The sequence below is a fragment of the Pseudoalteromonas sp. CST2 genome (assembly GCF_028599385.1).
GTDB lineage: Bacteria > Pseudomonadota > Gammaproteobacteria > Enterobacterales > Alteromonadaceae > Pseudoalteromonas > Pseudoalteromonas atlantica.
In genome coordinates, this window is record NZ_JAQREO010000011.1 from 96,142 (window position 1) to 113,586 (window position 17,445).

The following is a 17,445-nucleotide window of genomic DNA, read 5'->3' on the forward strand; positions in this document are numbered from 1 at the left end:
TGGCAAATAAACACGTTATTTTATCAAGGACATAATCCTAACTATCAAAGGGGCAAAAAATGAATAGTTTCGACACCCAACAACAATTAACGATTAATGGCGAGCAATACCATATTCACTCACTTAAAGGATTAGGCGATAAAGCAAAGCGATTGCCCTTTTCTCTCAAAGTATTACTAGAAAACCTATTACGCAATGAAGATGGCGTAAATATTAAAGAACAAGATATTCAAGCCCTTCTTGACTGGGACCCTAAAGCAAAGCCCTCAGCTGAGGTGGCCTTTACGCCGGCACGTGTTGTAATGCAAGACTTTACAGGTGTTCCCGCCATTGTTGATTTAGCTGCCATGCGTGATGCAATGGAAAAGCTAGGTGGCGATCCTGCAAAAATAAACCCGCTTTCTCCTGCTGAACTTGTAATTGACCACTCAGTGCAAGTAGATGGCTATGGTGACGACGGTGCGTTTGATTTAAACGCCAAGCTAGAATACGAACGAAATAAAGAACGCTACGAATTTTTACGCTGGGGGCAAACTGCTTTTGATAATTTAAAAGTAGTACCACCAGCTACAGGTATTGTGCACCAAGTAAACTTAGAGTTTTTAGCGCGTGTTGTTTTTAACGACAGTGAAAACGGAAAATCAATAGCCTACCCAGACACCCTTGTAGGGACTGATTCGCACACCACCATGATTAATGGTTTAGGTGTGCTAGGCTGGGGCGTAGGTGGTATTGAAGCCGAAGCAGCCATGCTTGGGCAGCCAATTAGCTTGCTTATTCCTCAGGTAGTGGGCTTTAAATTAAATGGCCGCTTACCCGAGGGCACCACAGCTACCGATTTAGTGCTCACCGTTACCGAAATGCTACGTAATCACGGCGTAGTGGGTAAATTTGTTGAGTTTTATGGTGACGGCCTAGCTGATTTACCGCTAGCCGATAGAGCAACCATTGCCAACATGGCGCCAGAGTACGGTGCAACATGTGGTATTTTCCCCATTGATGATGAAACAATTAACTACCTGCGTTTAACGAACCGCGATGAAGATCATCTCAAACTGATTGAAGACTACGCTAAACACCAAGGCTTATGGCGCCATGAAGGCGACGAAGCGCATTACACAGACACCCTTGAGCTTAAATTAGACGATGTAGTACCTAGCCTTGCAGGTCCTAAACGCCCACAAGACAGAATTACACTTGATAAAGCCGGTGATGTGATAGGCCAGCACCTAAAAGGTTTCCAAGATGAGCGTATGGCTCGTCGTGATAAAAGCGATATTGAAGAAGCGCGCATTGAAAGTGAAGGCCCAACAACCAACCCAGATGAACCGGTAGACGAAGCGCAGTTTATGGGTGCAGCCAAAGTGAAGTTTAAAGGCCAAGAATTTGAACTAAACGATGGCGCCTGTGTTATTGCCGCTATTACAAGCTGTACAAATACCTCTAACCCCAGTGTTATTTTAGCCGCAGGCTTAGTGGCTCAAAAAGCTAAACAGCTGGGTATTAATGTAAAACCGTGGGTTAAAACATCGCTTGCACCTGGTTCGCAAGTGGTAACCGACTACCTTGAAAAAGCAGGCCTAATGGATGACCTAGAAAGCTTAGGCTTTAACTTGGTCGGTTATGGTTGTACCACGTGTATAGGTAACTCAGGCCCGCTAGCAGATGAAATTAGCGAAGCTATTCAAAAGCATAAGCTAGTTGTAAGCTCTATTTTATCGGGTAACCGTAATTTTGAAGGGCGTATACACCAAGACGTTAAAATGAACTTTTTAGCCTCGCCTCCACTTGTGGTAGCGTATGCCATTGCAGGGCGTACAGACATAGATGTATACAACGAACCTTTAGCGCAAGATGAAAACGGTAACGATATTTACCTGAAAAATATTTGGCCAAGCGTGAGCGAAGTCAGCGAACTAGTACAAAAAACGGTAACCAGAGAAATGTTCGAAAAAAGCTATGCCAACGTATACGAAGGCGACAGCCGTTGGCAAAAAATCCAAATTCCTGATGGTAAGCTCTATGATTGGGATGATGGGTCAACTTACATTAAAAAAGCACCATTCTTTGAGGGCATGAGCGTTGAACCACCAGGCGTGCCAACAATTGAAGGGGCGCGTTGTTTAGCTAAACTTGGCGACTCAGTAACCACTGACCATATTTCTCCTGCGGGGGCCATTAAAGCTGAAGCGCCAGCCGGTATTTACTTACAGGAAAAAGGCGTAGAAAAAGCGCAGTTTAACTCGTACGGTTCACGCCGTGGTAACCACGAAGTGATGATGCGAGGCACATTTGCGAACGTTAGGCTTAAAAACTTACTCGCACCAGGTACAGAAGGTGGCGTTACTCGCACCCAACCTGATGACAAGCTTGCCAGCATTTACGATGCCGCAATGGAATATGAAAAGAGTAACACACCATTAATTGTGTTAGCTGGTAAAGAATACGGTACCGGTTCATCACGCGATTGGGCAGCAAAAGGCTCGCTTTTATTAGGTGTAAAAGCGGTGGTTGCACAAAGTTATGAGCGTATTCACCGCTCTAACCTCATTGGTATGGGTGTACTGCCTTTACAGTTTAAAGAGGGTGAGAGCCACGAATCATTAAATTTAACTGGCCAAGAGCAGTTTGATATTGAAGGTTTGTACGACAAAACGAATGAAGTAAGCATTATTGCCACGAATGCTGAGGGCAAAAAAGTCAGCTTTAGCGCCGATGTACGTATAGATACCCCTAAAGAGTGGGATTACTACAAGCACGGCGGTATTCTACAATACGTTTTACGTAACATGCTTGACTAATCATATACTTAAAACTAAAAAGCCTAGCAGTCGCTAGGCTTTTTTATGCGCTAAATGATTAACGAGTATTGCAACTTGGTATTGCTTTTAACTGGTTATAAGCCCTTAGCATAACGAAGGCGCAGTAACTCAGCTCACTAATTACAAACCCCGCACGATTAAAACCCCTCATATTGAGTAAGCTTTAATGCTAAGCGCACAATAAAAATTTAGTACCCACCTATACTTTGCATCTCTTTACTGCGCTGCTCTAATTTTTGCTTTGCCTTTTCGGCATCTTCAAACAGTTTTTGAATAGATTCAGCGTTGTAAACGGTTGGTGTAGGTGGTTGAATACTCTTTTTTGAGGTACTTGCACTGCTACTCAAAATTGAGGTGTCTTCTGCGGCTACAACAGTGACATCACGGGCATCAAGTTTTACCTCAATACTTTTACCATCTGCATTAGGCGTATCTGAAAAATGCCATTGGCCGTTTTTATCTTGCCACTTATAAATTTTGCTACCGGGTTTAATTGTCGCCGCATCATTGTTTACACTCTGCGCAATTTTATCGCCCGCTTGTTTTGCGCCTTGCACTGCCTGATTAAGCGTATTGCTAGATAACGCGACCATTTTTTCTTTAATTTTGTGAGATTCAGCACTAATAGATGAACTAGAAAGCCATGTTTGGCCATCTGGCTTTTTTAGGTAAAACAAAGAGATAACAGCAATGATCATGACTGATATTGCCAAGTAGGTGAAGTATTTCATAGCGTTCCTGCTTAAAAATGAATCCTTGAAAGGCAAGTCTAATAAAAAATACTTAATCAGGCAATTTTTTTGCAATAAAAAACGCAACCTAAGTTGCGTTTAAATAGTTGTTTAGCATTCGCTTTTTTTAAATACCATCGCCGTCAATATGCAGTCCGCATTCGCGGTTTAAACCAAAAAAGCGCGTTTCTTCTTCGCTCATACCTGGCTCAAGTTTACGCGTAGTATGCACATCACCCATCGACACATAACCTTGCTCCCATAATGGGTGGTAAGGTAAATCATGCTTGGTAAGGTATTGATATACATCGCGGTTTGACCATTCAATAATCGGGTACACTTTTACCGTACCTCGGCTTATCTCAACAAACTGTTTATCTGCACGGGTCGACGATTGGTCACGGCGCAGGCCACTAAACCAAGTACCGGCACCAATTTCTTTTAATGCGCGGGTCATGGGCTCTACTTTATTAAGCTGATTATATTGCTTAATACCGTCCTCGCCTTGTTCCCATAATTTACCATATTTAGCTTCTTGCCATGCAGGGCTTAGCTCAGCTTTATACACCTGTAAATTAAGTGATAGGCGCGCTGTCATTTGCTCAATAAACTGATACGTTTCTGGAAATAAATAACCCGTATCGGTTAATACCACAGGAATATCAGGACGCTGAGATGTTACTAAATGCAGCATGACCGCCGCTTGAATACCAAAGCTTGATGATAAAAAAGCTGTATCGGGTAAGTTCTCTAGTGCCCATGCAACACGCTGCTCCGCACTCATTGGTGCAAGTATGCCGTTTGCATCTGCAAGCAATGCCGCTTGGCTTTGCTTATCAAGCTGTAATATGTTTTTAAATTCACTCATGGTCAATTTTAAACCTCACCCACGCTCCGCGTGGGTATTTAATTAAGCGTGAAAATCGGTTACTGATACTTTTACTTCAGCAACAATGCCTTTGCGAATAACAAAGTCACCAAAACATTCACCGTCGTTTCGCTCACTTGCCCACTGGCCAATCAGCTTATCAAACGCGTCTAGGTAAACATCTTCACCTACGTTTTCTAGGTACAGTTTAGGAATGCGTGTACCTTCTAAATTACCGCCTAAGTAAACGTTGTATTTACCAGGGCCTTTACCTACTAAACCAGCTTCTGCAAGCATTGCGCGGCCACAACCGTTAGGACAACCTACAACACGCATAATAATACTGTCATCAGGTATGCCATGCTTAGCAAGTAGTGCTTCGGTTTTTTCAATTAAGCTTGGTAAGTAACGCTCAGCTTCGGCCATAGCAAGCGGACACGTTGGCAATGCTACACACGCCATTGAGTTTTTACGTTGCTCAGTGTCTTTGTCATCAATTAGGCCGTGGTTACGGGCAATTTCTTCAATAACTGCTTTTTGATCGGCAGGCACACCGGCAATAATTAAGTTTTGGTTAGCCGTCATGCGCATATCGCCTTGGTGCACTTCTGCAATTTTACGACAACCTGTTTTTAATGGCTTACCTGGGTAGTCTAAAATACGGCCACTTTGTATAAAGAGCGTAAGGTGGTGCTTGCCATCAATGCCTTCTACCCAACCGATACGATCGCCACGGTGAGTAAACTCATAAGGGCGGCTTGGTGCAAAGCTTACACCGGCACGTTTTTCTACTTCCGCTTTAAATACGTCAGACCCAACACGGTCTAGTGTGTATTTAGTTTTTGCATTTTTACGGTTAGAACGGTTACCCCAATCACGCTGCACTGATACAACATGCTCAGCAATTTTTAAGGTGTCTTCTAGGGCAATAAAACCAAAGTCGTCAGCTTTACGCGGATACGTAGCCGTATCACCGTGGGTCATAGCTAGGCCACCGCCTACAAGTACGTTAAAGCCAACAAGCTTGCCATCTTCGGCAATAGCAACAAAGTTTAAGTCATTCGCATGCACATCAACTTCGTTGTTAGGCGGAATAGTAACCGTGGTTTTAAACTTACGCGGTAAGTAGTTAGAACCTAAAATTGGCTCTTCTGTGGTTTCTGCTTTTTCGCCATTTAACCAAATTTCAGCGTATGCTTTCGTTTTTGGAAGTAAATGCTCAGAAATTTTTGCCGCCCACTCATACGCTTCTTGATGTAACTCTGACTCAACAGGGTTAGTCGTACATAGTACGTTACGGTTTACATCGCCTGCGGTGGCAATAGAGTCAATACCAACGCTATTAAGCATTTGGTGCATGCCTTTAATATTTGGCTTTAATACACCATGAAATTGAAACGTTTGACGTGTTGTTAAACGAATACTGCCGTAGCTTGTTTTTTCATCGGCAAATTTATCAATTGCTAGCCATTGCTCAGGCTTGATAATACCGCCAGGCATACGTGCACGTAGCATTACATTGTGCAGCGGCTCTAGCTTTTGCTTTGCGCGCTCAGGGCGTATATCGCGGTCATCTTGCTGGTACATACCGTGAAAACGTATAAGTTGGAAGTTATCGGCTGTAAAACCACCGGTAATTTCATCTTTTAAGTCTTGCTCTATGGTGCCACGTAAAAAGTTACTTTCTCTTTTCAAACGTTCGTTATCAGAAAGTTTTACGTTTTTATCTTGTTCGCTCATTTTAAATCCTAAATTTGTTACAGTGACGGCTGCTAGCTGTTAATAAAATAAGAAACGTGATTAATACACGTCTTTCTGATAGCGGTTAGCGCTACGTAAGTCTTTTAAATATTGCTCTGCGTCTTCGTAGCTTTTACCGGTGTTTTCGCTGATGATATCAACTAAGGCGTTGTGTACATCTTTTGCCATGCGGTTTGCATCACCACACACATAAAAATGCGCTCCTGCTTCTAGCCACTCAAAAATTTCTTTTGAGTTTTTGCGTAGTTTGTCTTGTACGTATACTTTTTCGGCTTGGTCACGGCTAAATGCAACGTCAACTTTGCTTAATAGGCCTGATTTTAAATAACCCTGAATTTCTACTTGATACAAGAAGTCTTGTGTAAAGTGTGGGTTACCGAAAAACAGCCAATTTTTGCCTTGTGCTTCTCGCGAGTCACGCTCTTGTAAAAATGCACGGAATGGCGCAATACCGGTACCTGGGCCAACCATAATAATGGGGGTATTATCATCGCTAGGTAAACGGAAGTTGTCGTTGTGCTCACTAAATACTTTAACTTTACACCCTTCTTCAGCACGGCGTGCTAAATAACCAGAGCAGCCACCTAAATGTTCGCTGCCAAAGGCGTCAAACTCAACTAAACCTACCGTTAAGTGCACTTCCTCTTCAACCTCGCTTTGGCTTGAAGCGATTGAGTATAAGCGCGCTTGTAGTTTACGTAGGCAATCTACTAAGGTTTGTGCGTCTATTTTTGCAGGGTTTTGTGCCACTACATCAAAAATTTGACGAGGCTCAATGTACTCACGCATAGCGGCTTTATCTTCTACAAGCTTTAGTAGCTCTGGCGTGCCCGTTGCAACTGCGTATTTTTCTACAAAGCCTGGGTATGACTGAGTAAGCTCTAACTTTTCGATTAATGCATCGCGAATAGGCAATGACTCTTCGCCCACTTTTACAAGTGTGCCTGAATCGATTTGCGTGTGTGTTAGTAGCTCATCTACGCGGGCTTCATCATTTAAAAAGTACACGCCTAATGAATCACCAGGTAAGTAGGTGATGTCTGAGCCTTCAAGCGAAATCTCAACATGGCGTACATCTTTAGTAGAATCGCGCCCTGTAATTTTTTGTACGGTAACAAGCTCTGCTGCAAATGGGTTTTGCTTAGTGTATTGGCTTGCTGCAGCTGTTGGCGCGCCAAATGGCATTGATACAACTTGGCCGCCAGCAGCATCTTGCTGCGCTTTTAAATCAGGTTCGAATGCATCAAGTGCACCGGTGATCCAAGTGGCTGCTTCATCATCGTAATCAACATCTAGGTCGGCACGTTGGAAAATAGTTTCTGCGCCAAGTTTGTTTAAACGCTCTTCAAAGTCTTTTGCTGTTTGGCAGAAAAACTCATAGCTAGAGTCGCCTAAACCCAGTACCGCGACTTTAACGCCATCTAACTTAGGTGCTTTTTTGGTAGTTAAAAATTCATACAGTGTTTCAGCATCTTCAGGTGGCTCACCTTCACCGTAGGTAGATACAACAACGGTTAAAAACTTTTCTTTTTTCAGGGCTGTAGGTTTGTAGTCAGACATGCTCACAAGTTTTACAGCTAGACCGCGCGACTCTGCTTGCTCTTTAAGCTTAGTCGCCACACCTTTTGCATTACCTGTTTGCGAACCATACAAAATAGTAAGTGGCGCAGCATCGCTTGCAGCCGCTGTAGGCGCTTGCCCACCAAGAGCCGCAGAATTAGCATTTGCAGCTAAGTAACCACTTACCCACGCTTGCTGAATCGGATTAAGTTCTGCTACTAAGCCTTGCAGCTTTTGTACTTGCTCTTGCGATAGCGGGCTTGCCGCTGCGTTAAGTTGACCTAACAACATGAATTTGTTCCCCATAACCCTGAAAATTACATACAGCCCACATGGTGCGCTGTTCAAAATGAGTTTTACCTCACCCAGAGTAACTCTGCTGAGGTTTTATTAGTGTGCAGGATAGCGGGCTATGCGGTGAGAAAAAAAGAATAGAATCTGCTTTGTTATTCCATTTAGTTATTAATTTATATAAAGACCTTCAAAAACAGCTTAAAGGCTTATTATTGCTATTTTATTAATTTTGTATTTAACAAATTTGTAACCTTGTGCAGATAGTGTATGTTATTTACTCAACTATAAAAAATAGGAACAATCATGTCACACGGGACATACAAAAATAAGTTACTTAGCACGGCATTACTGATTGCCGCCACCCCAGCAATGGCCAATGTCGCAAATGGCGGATTTGAGCAGTGGACAGGCAATGCGCCTGACGCGTGGACCACAATTGATAGCGGTATTAATGTATCGCGCTCAACCAGTATCGTAAATAACGCAAACAGCGCGGCGGCTATTAATGTGACCACCGGCTCGCAAAGCAATACCGACTTATTACAACAAGTTAGTGTGGAGGCGGGCAAAACATATGATTTCTCAGTGGATGTATATCACACTGAAGGAAGCATAAGGGCCCGCCTGTATGTAGATGGCTACCAAGGGTACTCTAACCAAGCGCAAACTAACCAGTGGCAAACAATTAGCCACAGTTATACGCCTAGCAGTAATAAAACCATTAATGTTGGTTTACGTTTTTACGATATGAGCGGCTTTGATGGCAATGAAACCGTTTATGTAGATAATTTTTTGCCTAATACAGATGGCGGCGCTTCAGGCAGCTGTAACGACCATAGCCTTACTTTAACACTTAATACCGATAACTACGGCAGCGAAACCAGCTGGGTGGTTAACAACAGCCAAGGTAGCAGCGTAGCCAGTGGCAGTGGTTATGCCTCTAACACACAATATAATGAGCAACTATGTTTAACTGATGGCGCATACACTCTAGTTATAAGTGACAGCTATGGCGACGGTATGTGCTGTAACGTAGGTAATGGTAATTACGCGCTCACTCAGGGCAGCACCACACTTGCCAGTGGCGCAAGTTTTAATAACACAGATAGTACAACTTTTGAATTAAGCGATAGCTCTGGTGGTGATACTGGCGGTGGCACTAACCCAACACCAACAGGTTATTACGTAACAACTCAGGGTTTATCTGGCTATGCATTAAAAACTGAGCTTTATAACATTATCAAAAATCACAGCTCGCAAGGTTACTCAGCTATTTGGAACTTTTACGATTCTTCAGCACGCGATAAATACTTTGAAAACGATAACAGTATTTTAGATATGTATAGTGAAAAGCCAAATGGTAGCGACAGCTATATTTACACCGCGGTGAGCGATCAGTGTGGTACTTATAACAGTGAAGCAGATTGCTATAACCGCGAGCATTCGTTCCCTAAAAGCTGGTTTGGCGGCACAAATGAGCCAATGAATTCAGACGTGCACCACATTTATGCAACCGACGGTTATGTAAACTCAAAACGTAGTAACTACCCTTTTGGTGAAGTGGCTAGTGCATCATTTACATCAACAAACGGTAGTAAAGTCGGTTCAGCAGCAAGCTCTATTAATTACTCAGGTACGGTGTTTGAGCCAATTGATGAGTTTAAAGGTGACTTTGCCCGCGCTTATTTTTACATGGCAACCCGCTACGAGAATGTAATAGGCTCGTGGGAAAATAACACAACTGCCAGTAATGCAGTCCTTAATGGTACAAGCAATCAAGTATTCGAAAACTGGGTAGTAGCTATGCTACTTAACTGGCATAACGCCGACCCTGTTAGCCAAATGGAACTTGACCGTAACCAAGCAGCTTATGAGTTTCAAGGTAATCGTAATCCGTATATCGATCACCCTGAATTTGTTGAGATGATTTGGTAATAGCTTGGTTATAACTTTTTAGCCCCAGCATTAACTGGGGCTTTTTAATAACTGTACTTTTTGTTTAGCAATAAGTGACGCTACATACTGCTTTTCTAAATCCCACGGATGACGCTTCCAACCCTTAAAACCAAAACCGATAATATGCACCTGTGCTTGCTGCTTTAAAAAGTGCTCAATAGCTAACATTCCCGAACTGGGTGTTTTAGCTTTAAAAGCAGGTTTGCCAAACGTATATAAGTGTTTTAATAATGCTGTTTTATCGTGCTGGGCGATTCGACTCACGTTTGCACGCGGGCTATATTTGCGTATTATTTCATCGCCATGGTCAATACAGCCCCTGCGGTTAATTAGCTTATAAAAGGGTTGAGTAAATAAGTTAGGTTTTGGATCAGTGATCATGACATTTTTCAGCTGCGTTATATCTATATCTGGAAACGCTGCGCAAAGCATTGCGCCTTGCTTACCTCGTCCCACTAGCCATAAATCAGTACATTTACGGCCTAAGTATGCAGGCATGTTTGCACACATATTAAAGCGCACCACTCTATCAAAGCTGTTTAGGGCTTTACTTACATCCTTTTCGACGGGGCCATTACCTATAATTAACACTGTTTGCTTAGCCATACTACGCTCCTTGTACCTTTATTAGCGCATACTAACGTGCACGCCACACTTTACCAGCAAACTTATATTAAACTTTTTTTGCAGCCACTCACTGTGCGGTAAACTAACAGGCATTACTTTTGATTTAAGGCCTGCTCTGCACGTTCTATTGATTCGTAGCGTTTACCTGTAATTTTTATCAGCCATACTTTATCTGTAAAGGTGCGGCTTAAATACACTGTTTGCCCATTTGGGATTTGCGGCATAAAGGAAGAAATAGATTCCCACTTGCCATCAACCTGCTCTTTTAGCTTCAAGCTAGCGTTAAAGTGCGACCCCTCTGCGTTAGGCTTTACTTCAAGCGCCGTCATTTGCGTATCATCACCAATTTCTATCATTGCACTTTTATTTAATAGCGTGAGTAGCTGAGGTTGATGCGTAGGGCTTAGATTTTTTAAAGCCTGCTCTATTTTACTATCTACGGTAATCTCATTCTGTAATTTATAAATACTGGCCTTAATTGCAAAAACAGGCTCTGCGTAACTGGGGTTTATAAAAAACAGTGAACTGATAAGCACTAAAATAGCGCTAGTAAATTTATTCGGCATATTATATCTCCTTATTAAAATCGAATTGAGCATACCTTATATTTTATTAAATTTAATATAAGCTATTAATATTCATAATATTCTTTATATTAATAAGCATGAATATACGCTTTTAGACTATTTATAAATACTAATTTTAGCGATAATAAAACGCTTAACGAATCAAATAAGAGCAGAGGGTATGCAAGCGTTAGGAATGGAGTTAAAACGCCTTAGAGCAAATAAAAAGTGGACTCAGGCTTATGCAGCGCGTGAAATTGGAATTCAACAGTCGTACCTTTCAAAGCTTGAAAATGGACAGTTTATCCCCTCAACTGAGGTAATTGAAAAGCTTAAACTTTGCTATGGCGAAGGCTGTATTGATAAATGCCTACCTATAAGTTCAGCGATACATAAGCCCTCAAACATCACTTTAATTATGAGCCTGACTTTATTTATGTGTGGGCTGATAGCGTGGTTGTGTGCAACATATGAAATTTTTTATCCACAAACCTACTTTACCTATCAAGCAAAGCTAGGTGACTTTTTAGCCTTTAACGTCACTCAGCAATACCAAGGCGAACGCTTTATTGAGGGGGATGTGACCTATCAAATTGTAGGAGAAAGGCAAGTCAGTCGAATCGAGAACCGCTTCCTAGTGGTAGGCTCTGCCGTGTGCATATTAATATCTATTGTTGCAGCTTTACTCTCGCAAAGGCATAGGTTTGGTAAATTATAGAGCTGTTATTTAGTTGTTCTTGGCAATTACTCCAGTATTACTCTACCTCAAACATCTATACAGTCGTACATCAGAAATTTGTATCTGTCGCTATAAATGCCTAATAACTTAACACGATTGGTATTATTTTCGATTAGAATTAGGACTATTACGTATTCGTGGCGTGCTTTTTTTCAAGTGTTCTAGTCTCAACCCAAGCTACGGCGCTTCACTTCACTGCGAGCAGCTGAGAACTGAAAGCTTCAAACTTACAGCTTTTTTAAACGCAAACAAAAAGCCCCGGCTAAAGCCAGGGCTTTTTTTACAAAACTTACTTAATTTAAAAATTAAGCTTGTTTTGGACTAGAAACAACGTCTACTAAAGTCCAAGATTTATTCTTAGAAATTGGTGCGCATTCACGGATAGTAACTACGTCACCCGCTTTTGCTGTGTTGTTTTCGTCATGTACGTGTAGCTTAGTAGTACGTTTGATGAATTTCCCATAGATTGGGTGCTTCACGTAACGTGCGATAGCAACAGTGAAAGATTTTTCCATCTTGTCGCTTACTACACGGCCTTGAAGAGTACGAATTTTATCGCTCATTATTGACCTGCCTTCTGGTTAATAATTGTTTTTACACGCGCGATATCGCGACGTACTGTTCTTAGCGTGTGTGTCTGAGCTAACTGACCAGTGCTTGCTTGCATGCGCAGGTTAAACTGCTCACGAAGAAGTCCTAGAAGTTCAGCATTTAGCTCTTCTACGCTTTTGTCTTTTAGTTCGCTTGCTTTCATCACATTACCGTCCGAGTTACGAAAGTTGTTTTGAATGGCAGTTTACGAGCTGCAAGGTCAAACGCTTCACGAGCAAGCTCTTCAGAAACACCTTCCATTTCGTAAAGTACTTTACCAGGCTGAATTTCAGCAACCCAATATTCAACAGAACCTTTACCTTTACCCATACGAACTTCAAGAGGCTTTTCTGTGATCGGCTTGTCAGGGAAGACACGGATCCAGATTTTACCTTGACGTTTCACGTGACGCGTCATAGCACGACGAGCTGCTTCGATTTGACGAGCAGTCATGCGGCCACGACCAGTAGCTTTCAAACCGAAAGTACCGAAGCTTACTTTGTTACCGTTTTGCGCTAAACCGCGGTTGCGGCCTTTGTGCATTTTACGGAATTTTGTACGTTTTGGCTGTAACATTACTCGCTACCTCTACTTAGCACTTTTCTTGGCTTTCTTTGGTGCGCGTTTAGCTGGCTTCTCTTGCTCTTGTACTAGTGGTAAACCACCAATAACTTCGCCTTTGAAGATCCAAACTTTAACACCAATGATACCATAAGTGGTTAAGGCTTCAGAAGTTGCGTAGTCGATATCAGCACGAAGAGTATGTAGAGGTACACGACCTTCACGATACCATTCTGAACGTGCGATTTCTGCGCCGCCAAGACGACCGCTAACTTCAACTTTGATCCCTTTAGAACCGATGCGCATTGCATTTTGTACCGAACGCTTCATAGCGCGACGGAACATAACACGACGCTCTAGCTGAGAGGCAATGCCGTCTGCTACTAGTTGTGCATCTAACTCTGGTTTACGTACTTCAGAAATATTAATCTGAGCAGGTACACCTGCGATCTTAGTTACCGCTTGACGTAGCTTTTCAACGTCTTCGCCTTTTTTACCGATAACAACACCCGGACGAGCCGTGTGAATTGTTACGCGGATCGATTTTGCTGGACGCTCAATAACGATTTTAGACACAGAAGCCGCTTTTAATTCCTTTGTAAGGAAAGTACGTACTTTGTGATCGCCAAAAAGCTGATCAGAGAAATCTTTAGAACTCGCGTACCAGGTAGAAACCCAAGGTTTAGATATACCTAGGCGAATACCAGTAGGATGAACTTTTTGTCCCATTACTTATACTCCTAGCTATCTGAAACCACAACAGTGATGTGGCTTGTACGCTTAAGGATGCGGTCTGCGCGTCCTTTAGCACGTGGCATAATACGTTTCATTGTAGGACCATCGTCCACAAAAATCGTAGTTACACGAAGCTCATCAATGTCAGCACCTTCGTTATGCTCTGCGTTAGCAATAGCAGACTCAAGTACTTTTTTAACTAATACAGCCGCTTTTTTCGGGCTGTACGCCAGGATTTCTAGAGCGCGATCGACAGGTAGTCCGCGGATCTGATCTGCAACTAGACGAGCTTTTTGCGCCGAACCAGAGGCGAATTTATGTTTAGCTAATGCTTGCATTTATCATTCCCCTCTTAGCGTTTCTTCGCTTTCTTATCCGCAGCATGGCCACGGTAAGTGCGAGTTGGTGCAAATTCACCTAGTTTGTGACCGATCATTTCGTCAGAAACGAAAACTGGTACATGCTGGCGACCATTATGGACAGCAATGGTCAATCCGATCATGTTAGGTATGATCATTGAACGACGGCTCCAAGTTTTAATTGGCTTCTTTTCACCGCTTTCCAAAGCTTTCTCTACCTTCTTCAGCAAGTGTAGGTCTATAAAAGGACCCTTCTTGAGAGAGCGTGGCATGGCTATTCCTCAATATTACTTAGTACGACGACGTACTATAAATTTATCCGTACGCTTGTTCTTACGCGTCTTAGCACCTTTAGTAGGCTTACCCCATGGAGACACAGGATGACGACCACCAGATGTACGACCTTCACCACCACCGTGTGGGTGATCAACCGGGTTCATGGCAACACCACGAACTGTCGGACGAATACCACGCCAGCGATTTGCACCTGCTTTACCAAGTGAACGAAGCATATGCTCAGCATTGCCTACTTCACCTAGCGTTGCACGACAATCAGATTGTACTTTACGTACTTCGCCAGAACGAAGACGTAATGTTACGTATTGACCATCACGCGCAAGGATTTGAACGTATGCACCAGCAGAACGTGCGATTTGAGCACCTTTACCTGGTTTTAATTCTACGTTGTGAACAGTCGAACCTACAGGCATGTTACGCATAGGTAATGCATTACCAGGCTTGATTGGTGCATCAACACCAGACTGGATTGCATCGCCAGCTTTTAAGCCTTTAGGTGCGATAATGTAACGACGCTCACCGTCTGCATATAATACAAGAGCGATGTTTGCGCTACGGTTTGGATCATATTCCAAACGCTCAACAGTGGCTGGAATGCCATCTTTAGTACGTTTAAAATCGATTAAACGGTAATGATGCTTATGACCACCACCGATATGACGAACCGTAATACGACCATTGTTATTACGACCACCTGATTTAGAGTTTTTCTCTAATAGTGGTGCGTAAGGTTTACCCTTATGTAAATCTGGGTTAACCACTTTAACTAGGTGACGACGACCCGCAGAAGTTGGTTTACACTTTTGAAGTGCCATAATTCTAACTCCCCTTATTACTCGGCGCCGCCGACAAAGTCTAGCTCGCTACCTTCTTTAAGAGTAACGTAAGCTTTCTTCCAGTCGCTACGACGACCGAAACGCATGCCAGTACGTTTTGTTTTACCCTTAACGTTAAGTGTGCGAACACCCGTTACTTCTACTTCAAAAAGCTTCTCAACTGCTGCTTTAATTTCAGCTTTAGTTGCGTCATTTGTTACTTTAAAAACAATAGTATTGTTTTCTTCAGCAGCAATTGTGCTTTTTTCAGAGATATGTGGAGCAAGGATCACTTTTAAAAGACGTTCTTCACGGATCATGCTAGCGCCTCCTCAAGTTGCTTAACAGCAGCAGCTGTAATAAGTACCTTGTCGAAAGCAATTAAGCTTACAGGATCGATACCAGCTACATCACGCGTGTCAACCTTGTACAGGTTACGTGCCGATAAGAAAAGATTTTCATCTACTTCTTCAGTCACGATAAGAACATCTTTAAGCTCAAGTTCTTTAAGCTTAGAAACTAGTTCTTTAGTCTTTGGTGCTTCAAGACCAAAGCTTTCAACAACGATTAAACGCTCTTGACGAACTAATTCAGATAAGATGCTTTTGATCGCACCGCGGTACATTTTACGGTTTACTTTTTGGCTGTGGTCTTGTGGTTTAGCTGCGAAGCTAACGCCACCTGAACGCCAAATTGGACTACGGATTGTACCAGCACGTGCACGGCCAGTACCTTTTTGAGCCCATGGTTTTTTACCACCACCGCTTACTTCAGAACGTGTCTTCTGAGCACGAGTACCTTGACGAGCACCTGCTGCGTATGCAACAACTACTTGGTGTACTAATGCTTCGTTAAACTCACGTCCAAAAGTAGCTTCAGAAACTTCAAGAGCGCCAGAAGCGTCTTTAATTGCTAATTCCATCACTAAATCTCCAGGACTTATGCTTTAACAGCTGGTTTAACGATAACGTCACCGCCGATAGCGCCAGGTACTGCACCTTTAACTAAAAGCAAGTTACGCTCAGCGTCAACGCGAACTAGTTCTAAGTTTTGAGTCGTTACACGCTCAGCACCCATATGACCGGCCATTTTCTTACCTTTAAACACCTTACCAGGTGATTGGTTTTGACCGATTGAACCAGGAGCACGGTGAGATAGAGAGTTACCGTGAGTAGCGTCTTGCATGCTGAAATTCCAGCGCTTAACACCACCTTGGAAACCTTTACCTTTAGAAGTACCGGTTACGTCAACTTTGTTGATTTCGTTGAATAATTCAACAGTAAGCTCAGCGCCTACTTCAAAATCGCCTTCACCACCATTTAGGCGGAATTCCCACAGACCGCGACCCGCTTCAACACCAGCTTTAGCGAAATGACCCGCTGCTGCTTTGTTTACACGGCTTGCTTTTTTAGTGCCTGCGGTTACTTGAAGCGCGTTATAACCGTCTGTTGCGTCAGATTTGATCTGAGCAATGCGGTTAGGAGTCGCTTCGATAACTGTCACAGGGATAGATACACCATCTTCAGTGAAGATACGTGTCATACCCACTTTACGACCGACTAGACCTAATGCCATTTTCCTATAACCTCTCTAATCTTTCGATTAACCCAGGCTGATTTGAACATCAACACCAGCAGCAAGATCTAAACGCATTAATGCGTCAACAGTCTTGTCAGTTGGTTCTACGATGTCGATCAGACGTTTATGGGTGCGGATCTCGTACTGATCACGCGCATCTTTGTTTACGTGCGGTGAAGTTAGTACAGTAAAACGTTCAAAGCGTGTAGGTAGTGGGATTGGACCACGTACTTGTGCGCCTGTGCGTTTCGCAGTTTCCACGATTTCCGCCGTTGATTGGTCAATCAAACGGTGGTCAAAAGCTTTTAGGCGAATACGAATGCGTTGATTTGACATTCTTAAACCTCAATATAAAGAGCATTTAAAGAGCATAAAAAAACGACCGAAACAATCTTAATAATTAAGATGCCGGTTGTTGATTTATATCTACGATGAGTTCCAAATCGGAACTCCTGTTTATTAGCTTGAAATCCAAGCTTAATTTATCCCTTCAAGTTCCAGAGGAATCTTGAAAGCCTGCGTATTATAGTGATATTGGTGATAAATGCAACAACTAATTGCAAATTAATTACGGGTGTAAGGCTG

20 protein-coding genes are annotated in these 17,445 nt (G+C 42.8%); 3 read left to right on the top strand and 17 right to left on the bottom strand.

Annotated features, from left to right (window positions below; all coding sequences use genetic code 11):
• Positions 1-59: 59 nt before the first annotated feature.
• Positions 60-2,801, top strand: coding sequence for an aconitate hydratase AcnA (acnA, locus tag PSH41_RS14370; RefSeq protein ID WP_024031992.1), 2,742 nt, complete (start codon positions 60-62; stop codon positions 2,799-2,801).
• 209 nt (positions 2,802-3,010) lie between these two features.
• On the opposite strand, the gene PSH41_RS14375 is transcribed toward acnA, so the two are convergent.
• The 4 genes from PSH41_RS14375 to PSH41_RS14390 all read right to left on the bottom strand — a co-directional run bounded on the left by PSH41_RS14375 (position 3,011) and on the right by PSH41_RS14390 (position 8,033).
• Complete coding sequence (locus PSH41_RS14375; protein WP_024031991.1) at positions 3,011-3,553, bottom strand: DUF4124 domain-containing protein; 543 nt, start codon at positions 3,551-3,553, stop codon at positions 3,011-3,013.
• Positions 3,554-3,680: 127 nt separating this feature from the next.
• Positions 3,681-4,421, bottom strand: coding sequence for a phosphoadenylyl-sulfate reductase (locus tag PSH41_RS14380; protein ID WP_004589442.1), 741 nt, complete (start codon positions 4,419-4,421; stop codon positions 3,681-3,683).
• Positions 4,422-4,463: 42 nt separating this feature from the next.
• Positions 4,464-6,161 carry an assimilatory sulfite reductase (NADPH) hemoprotein subunit gene (cysI, locus tag PSH41_RS14385; protein ID WP_024031990.1) on the bottom strand — a complete coding sequence of 566 codons (1,698 nt, stop codon included), beginning with the start codon at positions 6,159-6,161 and terminating at the stop codon, positions 4,464-4,466.
• A 60-nt stretch (positions 6,162-6,221) separates the two neighbouring features.
• Positions 6,222-8,033 (bottom strand): assimilatory sulfite reductase (NADPH) flavoprotein subunit, encoded by a 1,812-nt coding sequence (locus PSH41_RS14390; RefSeq protein WP_054983363.1) that lies wholly within the window; start codon positions 8,031-8,033, stop codon positions 6,222-6,224.
• Positions 8,034-8,339: 306 nt separating this feature from the next.
• Here PSH41_RS14390 and PSH41_RS14395 point away from each other — a divergent pair, with 306 nt between their 5' ends.
• Entirely contained in the window at positions 8,340-9,971 is a 1,632-nt protein-coding gene (locus PSH41_RS14395) for an endonuclease (protein ID WP_248451550.1), read from the top strand.
• A gap of 30 nt (positions 9,972-10,001) precedes the next feature.
• On the opposite strand, the gene PSH41_RS14400 is transcribed toward PSH41_RS14395, so the two are convergent.
• On the bottom strand, positions 10,002-10,598 hold the full coding sequence (locus tag PSH41_RS14400) for a hypothetical protein (protein ID WP_248451551.1): 597 nt from the start codon (positions 10,596-10,598) through the stop codon (positions 10,002-10,004).
• Between the two features lie 113 nt (positions 10,599-10,711).
• Positions 10,712-11,185, bottom strand: a complete 474-nt coding sequence (locus tag PSH41_RS14405; protein WP_004588695.1) for a hypothetical protein — start codon at positions 11,183-11,185, stop codon at positions 10,712-10,714.
• A 181-nt stretch (positions 11,186-11,366) separates the two neighbouring features.
• Here PSH41_RS14405 and PSH41_RS14410 point away from each other — a divergent pair, with 181 nt between their 5' ends.
• Positions 11,367-11,903 carry a helix-turn-helix domain-containing protein gene (locus PSH41_RS14410; RefSeq protein WP_248451553.1) on the top strand — a complete coding sequence of 179 codons (537 nt, stop codon included), beginning with the start codon at positions 11,367-11,369 and terminating at the stop codon, positions 11,901-11,903.
• A 326-nt stretch (positions 11,904-12,229) separates the two neighbouring features.
• On the opposite strand, the gene rpsQ is transcribed toward PSH41_RS14410, so the two are convergent.
• Genes rpsQ through rpsJ form a run of 11 tightly spaced genes read right to left on the bottom strand, consistent with a single transcriptional unit; the run spans position 12,230 to position 17,196 of the window.
• Positions 12,230-12,487 carry a 30S ribosomal protein S17 gene (gene rpsQ, locus PSH41_RS14415; protein WP_004588693.1) on the bottom strand — a complete coding sequence of 86 codons (258 nt, stop codon included), beginning with the start codon at positions 12,485-12,487 and terminating at the stop codon, positions 12,230-12,232.
• A complete protein-coding gene (gene rpmC / locus PSH41_RS14420) occupies positions 12,487-12,678 on the bottom strand; it encodes a 50S ribosomal protein L29 (protein WP_004588692.1) in 192 nt (63 codons plus the stop codon). The genes rpsQ and rpmC overlap by 1 nt, the downstream gene beginning before the upstream one ends.
• On the bottom strand, positions 12,678-13,091 hold the full coding sequence (gene rplP / locus PSH41_RS14425) for a 50S ribosomal protein L16 (RefSeq protein WP_002957890.1): 414 nt from the start codon (positions 13,089-13,091) through the stop codon (positions 12,678-12,680). The genes rpmC and rplP overlap by 1 nt, the downstream gene beginning before the upstream one ends.
• Before the next feature lie 12 nt (positions 13,092-13,103).
• Positions 13,104-13,805 (bottom strand): 30S ribosomal protein S3, encoded by a 702-nt coding sequence (gene rpsC / locus PSH41_RS14430; RefSeq protein WP_004588691.1) that lies wholly within the window; start codon positions 13,803-13,805, stop codon positions 13,104-13,106.
• An 11-nt stretch (positions 13,806-13,816) separates the two neighbouring features.
• The gene (gene rplV, locus PSH41_RS14435) at positions 13,817-14,149 is read right to left on the bottom strand and encodes a 50S ribosomal protein L22 (RefSeq protein WP_004588690.1); all 333 of its coding nucleotides are present in this window, start codon (positions 14,147-14,149) and stop codon (positions 13,817-13,819) included.
• A gap of 14 nt (positions 14,150-14,163) precedes the next feature.
• Positions 14,164-14,442 (bottom strand): 30S ribosomal protein S19, encoded by a 279-nt coding sequence (gene rpsS / locus PSH41_RS14440; RefSeq protein ID WP_004588689.1) that lies wholly within the window; start codon positions 14,440-14,442, stop codon positions 14,164-14,166.
• Positions 14,443-14,457: 15 nt separating this feature from the next.
• Positions 14,458-15,282: a 50S ribosomal protein L2 gene (gene rplB / locus PSH41_RS14445; protein ID WP_004588688.1), complete on the bottom strand. Its 825-nt coding sequence runs from the start codon at positions 15,280-15,282 to the stop codon at positions 14,458-14,460.
• A 17-nt stretch (positions 15,283-15,299) separates the two neighbouring features.
• Positions 15,300-15,602 (bottom strand): 50S ribosomal protein L23, encoded by a 303-nt coding sequence (gene rplW, locus PSH41_RS14450; RefSeq protein ID WP_004588687.1) that lies wholly within the window; start codon positions 15,600-15,602, stop codon positions 15,300-15,302.
• Complete coding sequence (gene rplD / locus PSH41_RS14455; RefSeq protein ID WP_004588686.1) at positions 15,599-16,204, bottom strand: 50S ribosomal protein L4; 606 nt, start codon at positions 16,202-16,204, stop codon at positions 15,599-15,601. The genes rplW and rplD overlap by 4 nt, the downstream gene beginning before the upstream one ends.
• 17 nt (positions 16,205-16,221) lie before the next feature.
• Positions 16,222-16,857: a 50S ribosomal protein L3 gene (gene rplC, locus PSH41_RS14460; RefSeq protein ID WP_004588685.1), complete on the bottom strand. Its 636-nt coding sequence runs from the start codon at positions 16,855-16,857 to the stop codon at positions 16,222-16,224.
• Positions 16,858-16,884: 27 nt separating this feature from the next.
• Positions 16,885-17,196 carry a 30S ribosomal protein S10 gene (gene rpsJ / locus PSH41_RS14465; protein WP_002957900.1) on the bottom strand — a complete coding sequence of 104 codons (312 nt, stop codon included), beginning with the start codon at positions 17,194-17,196 and terminating at the stop codon, positions 16,885-16,887.
• Between the last annotated feature and the right edge of the window lie 249 nt (positions 17,197-17,445).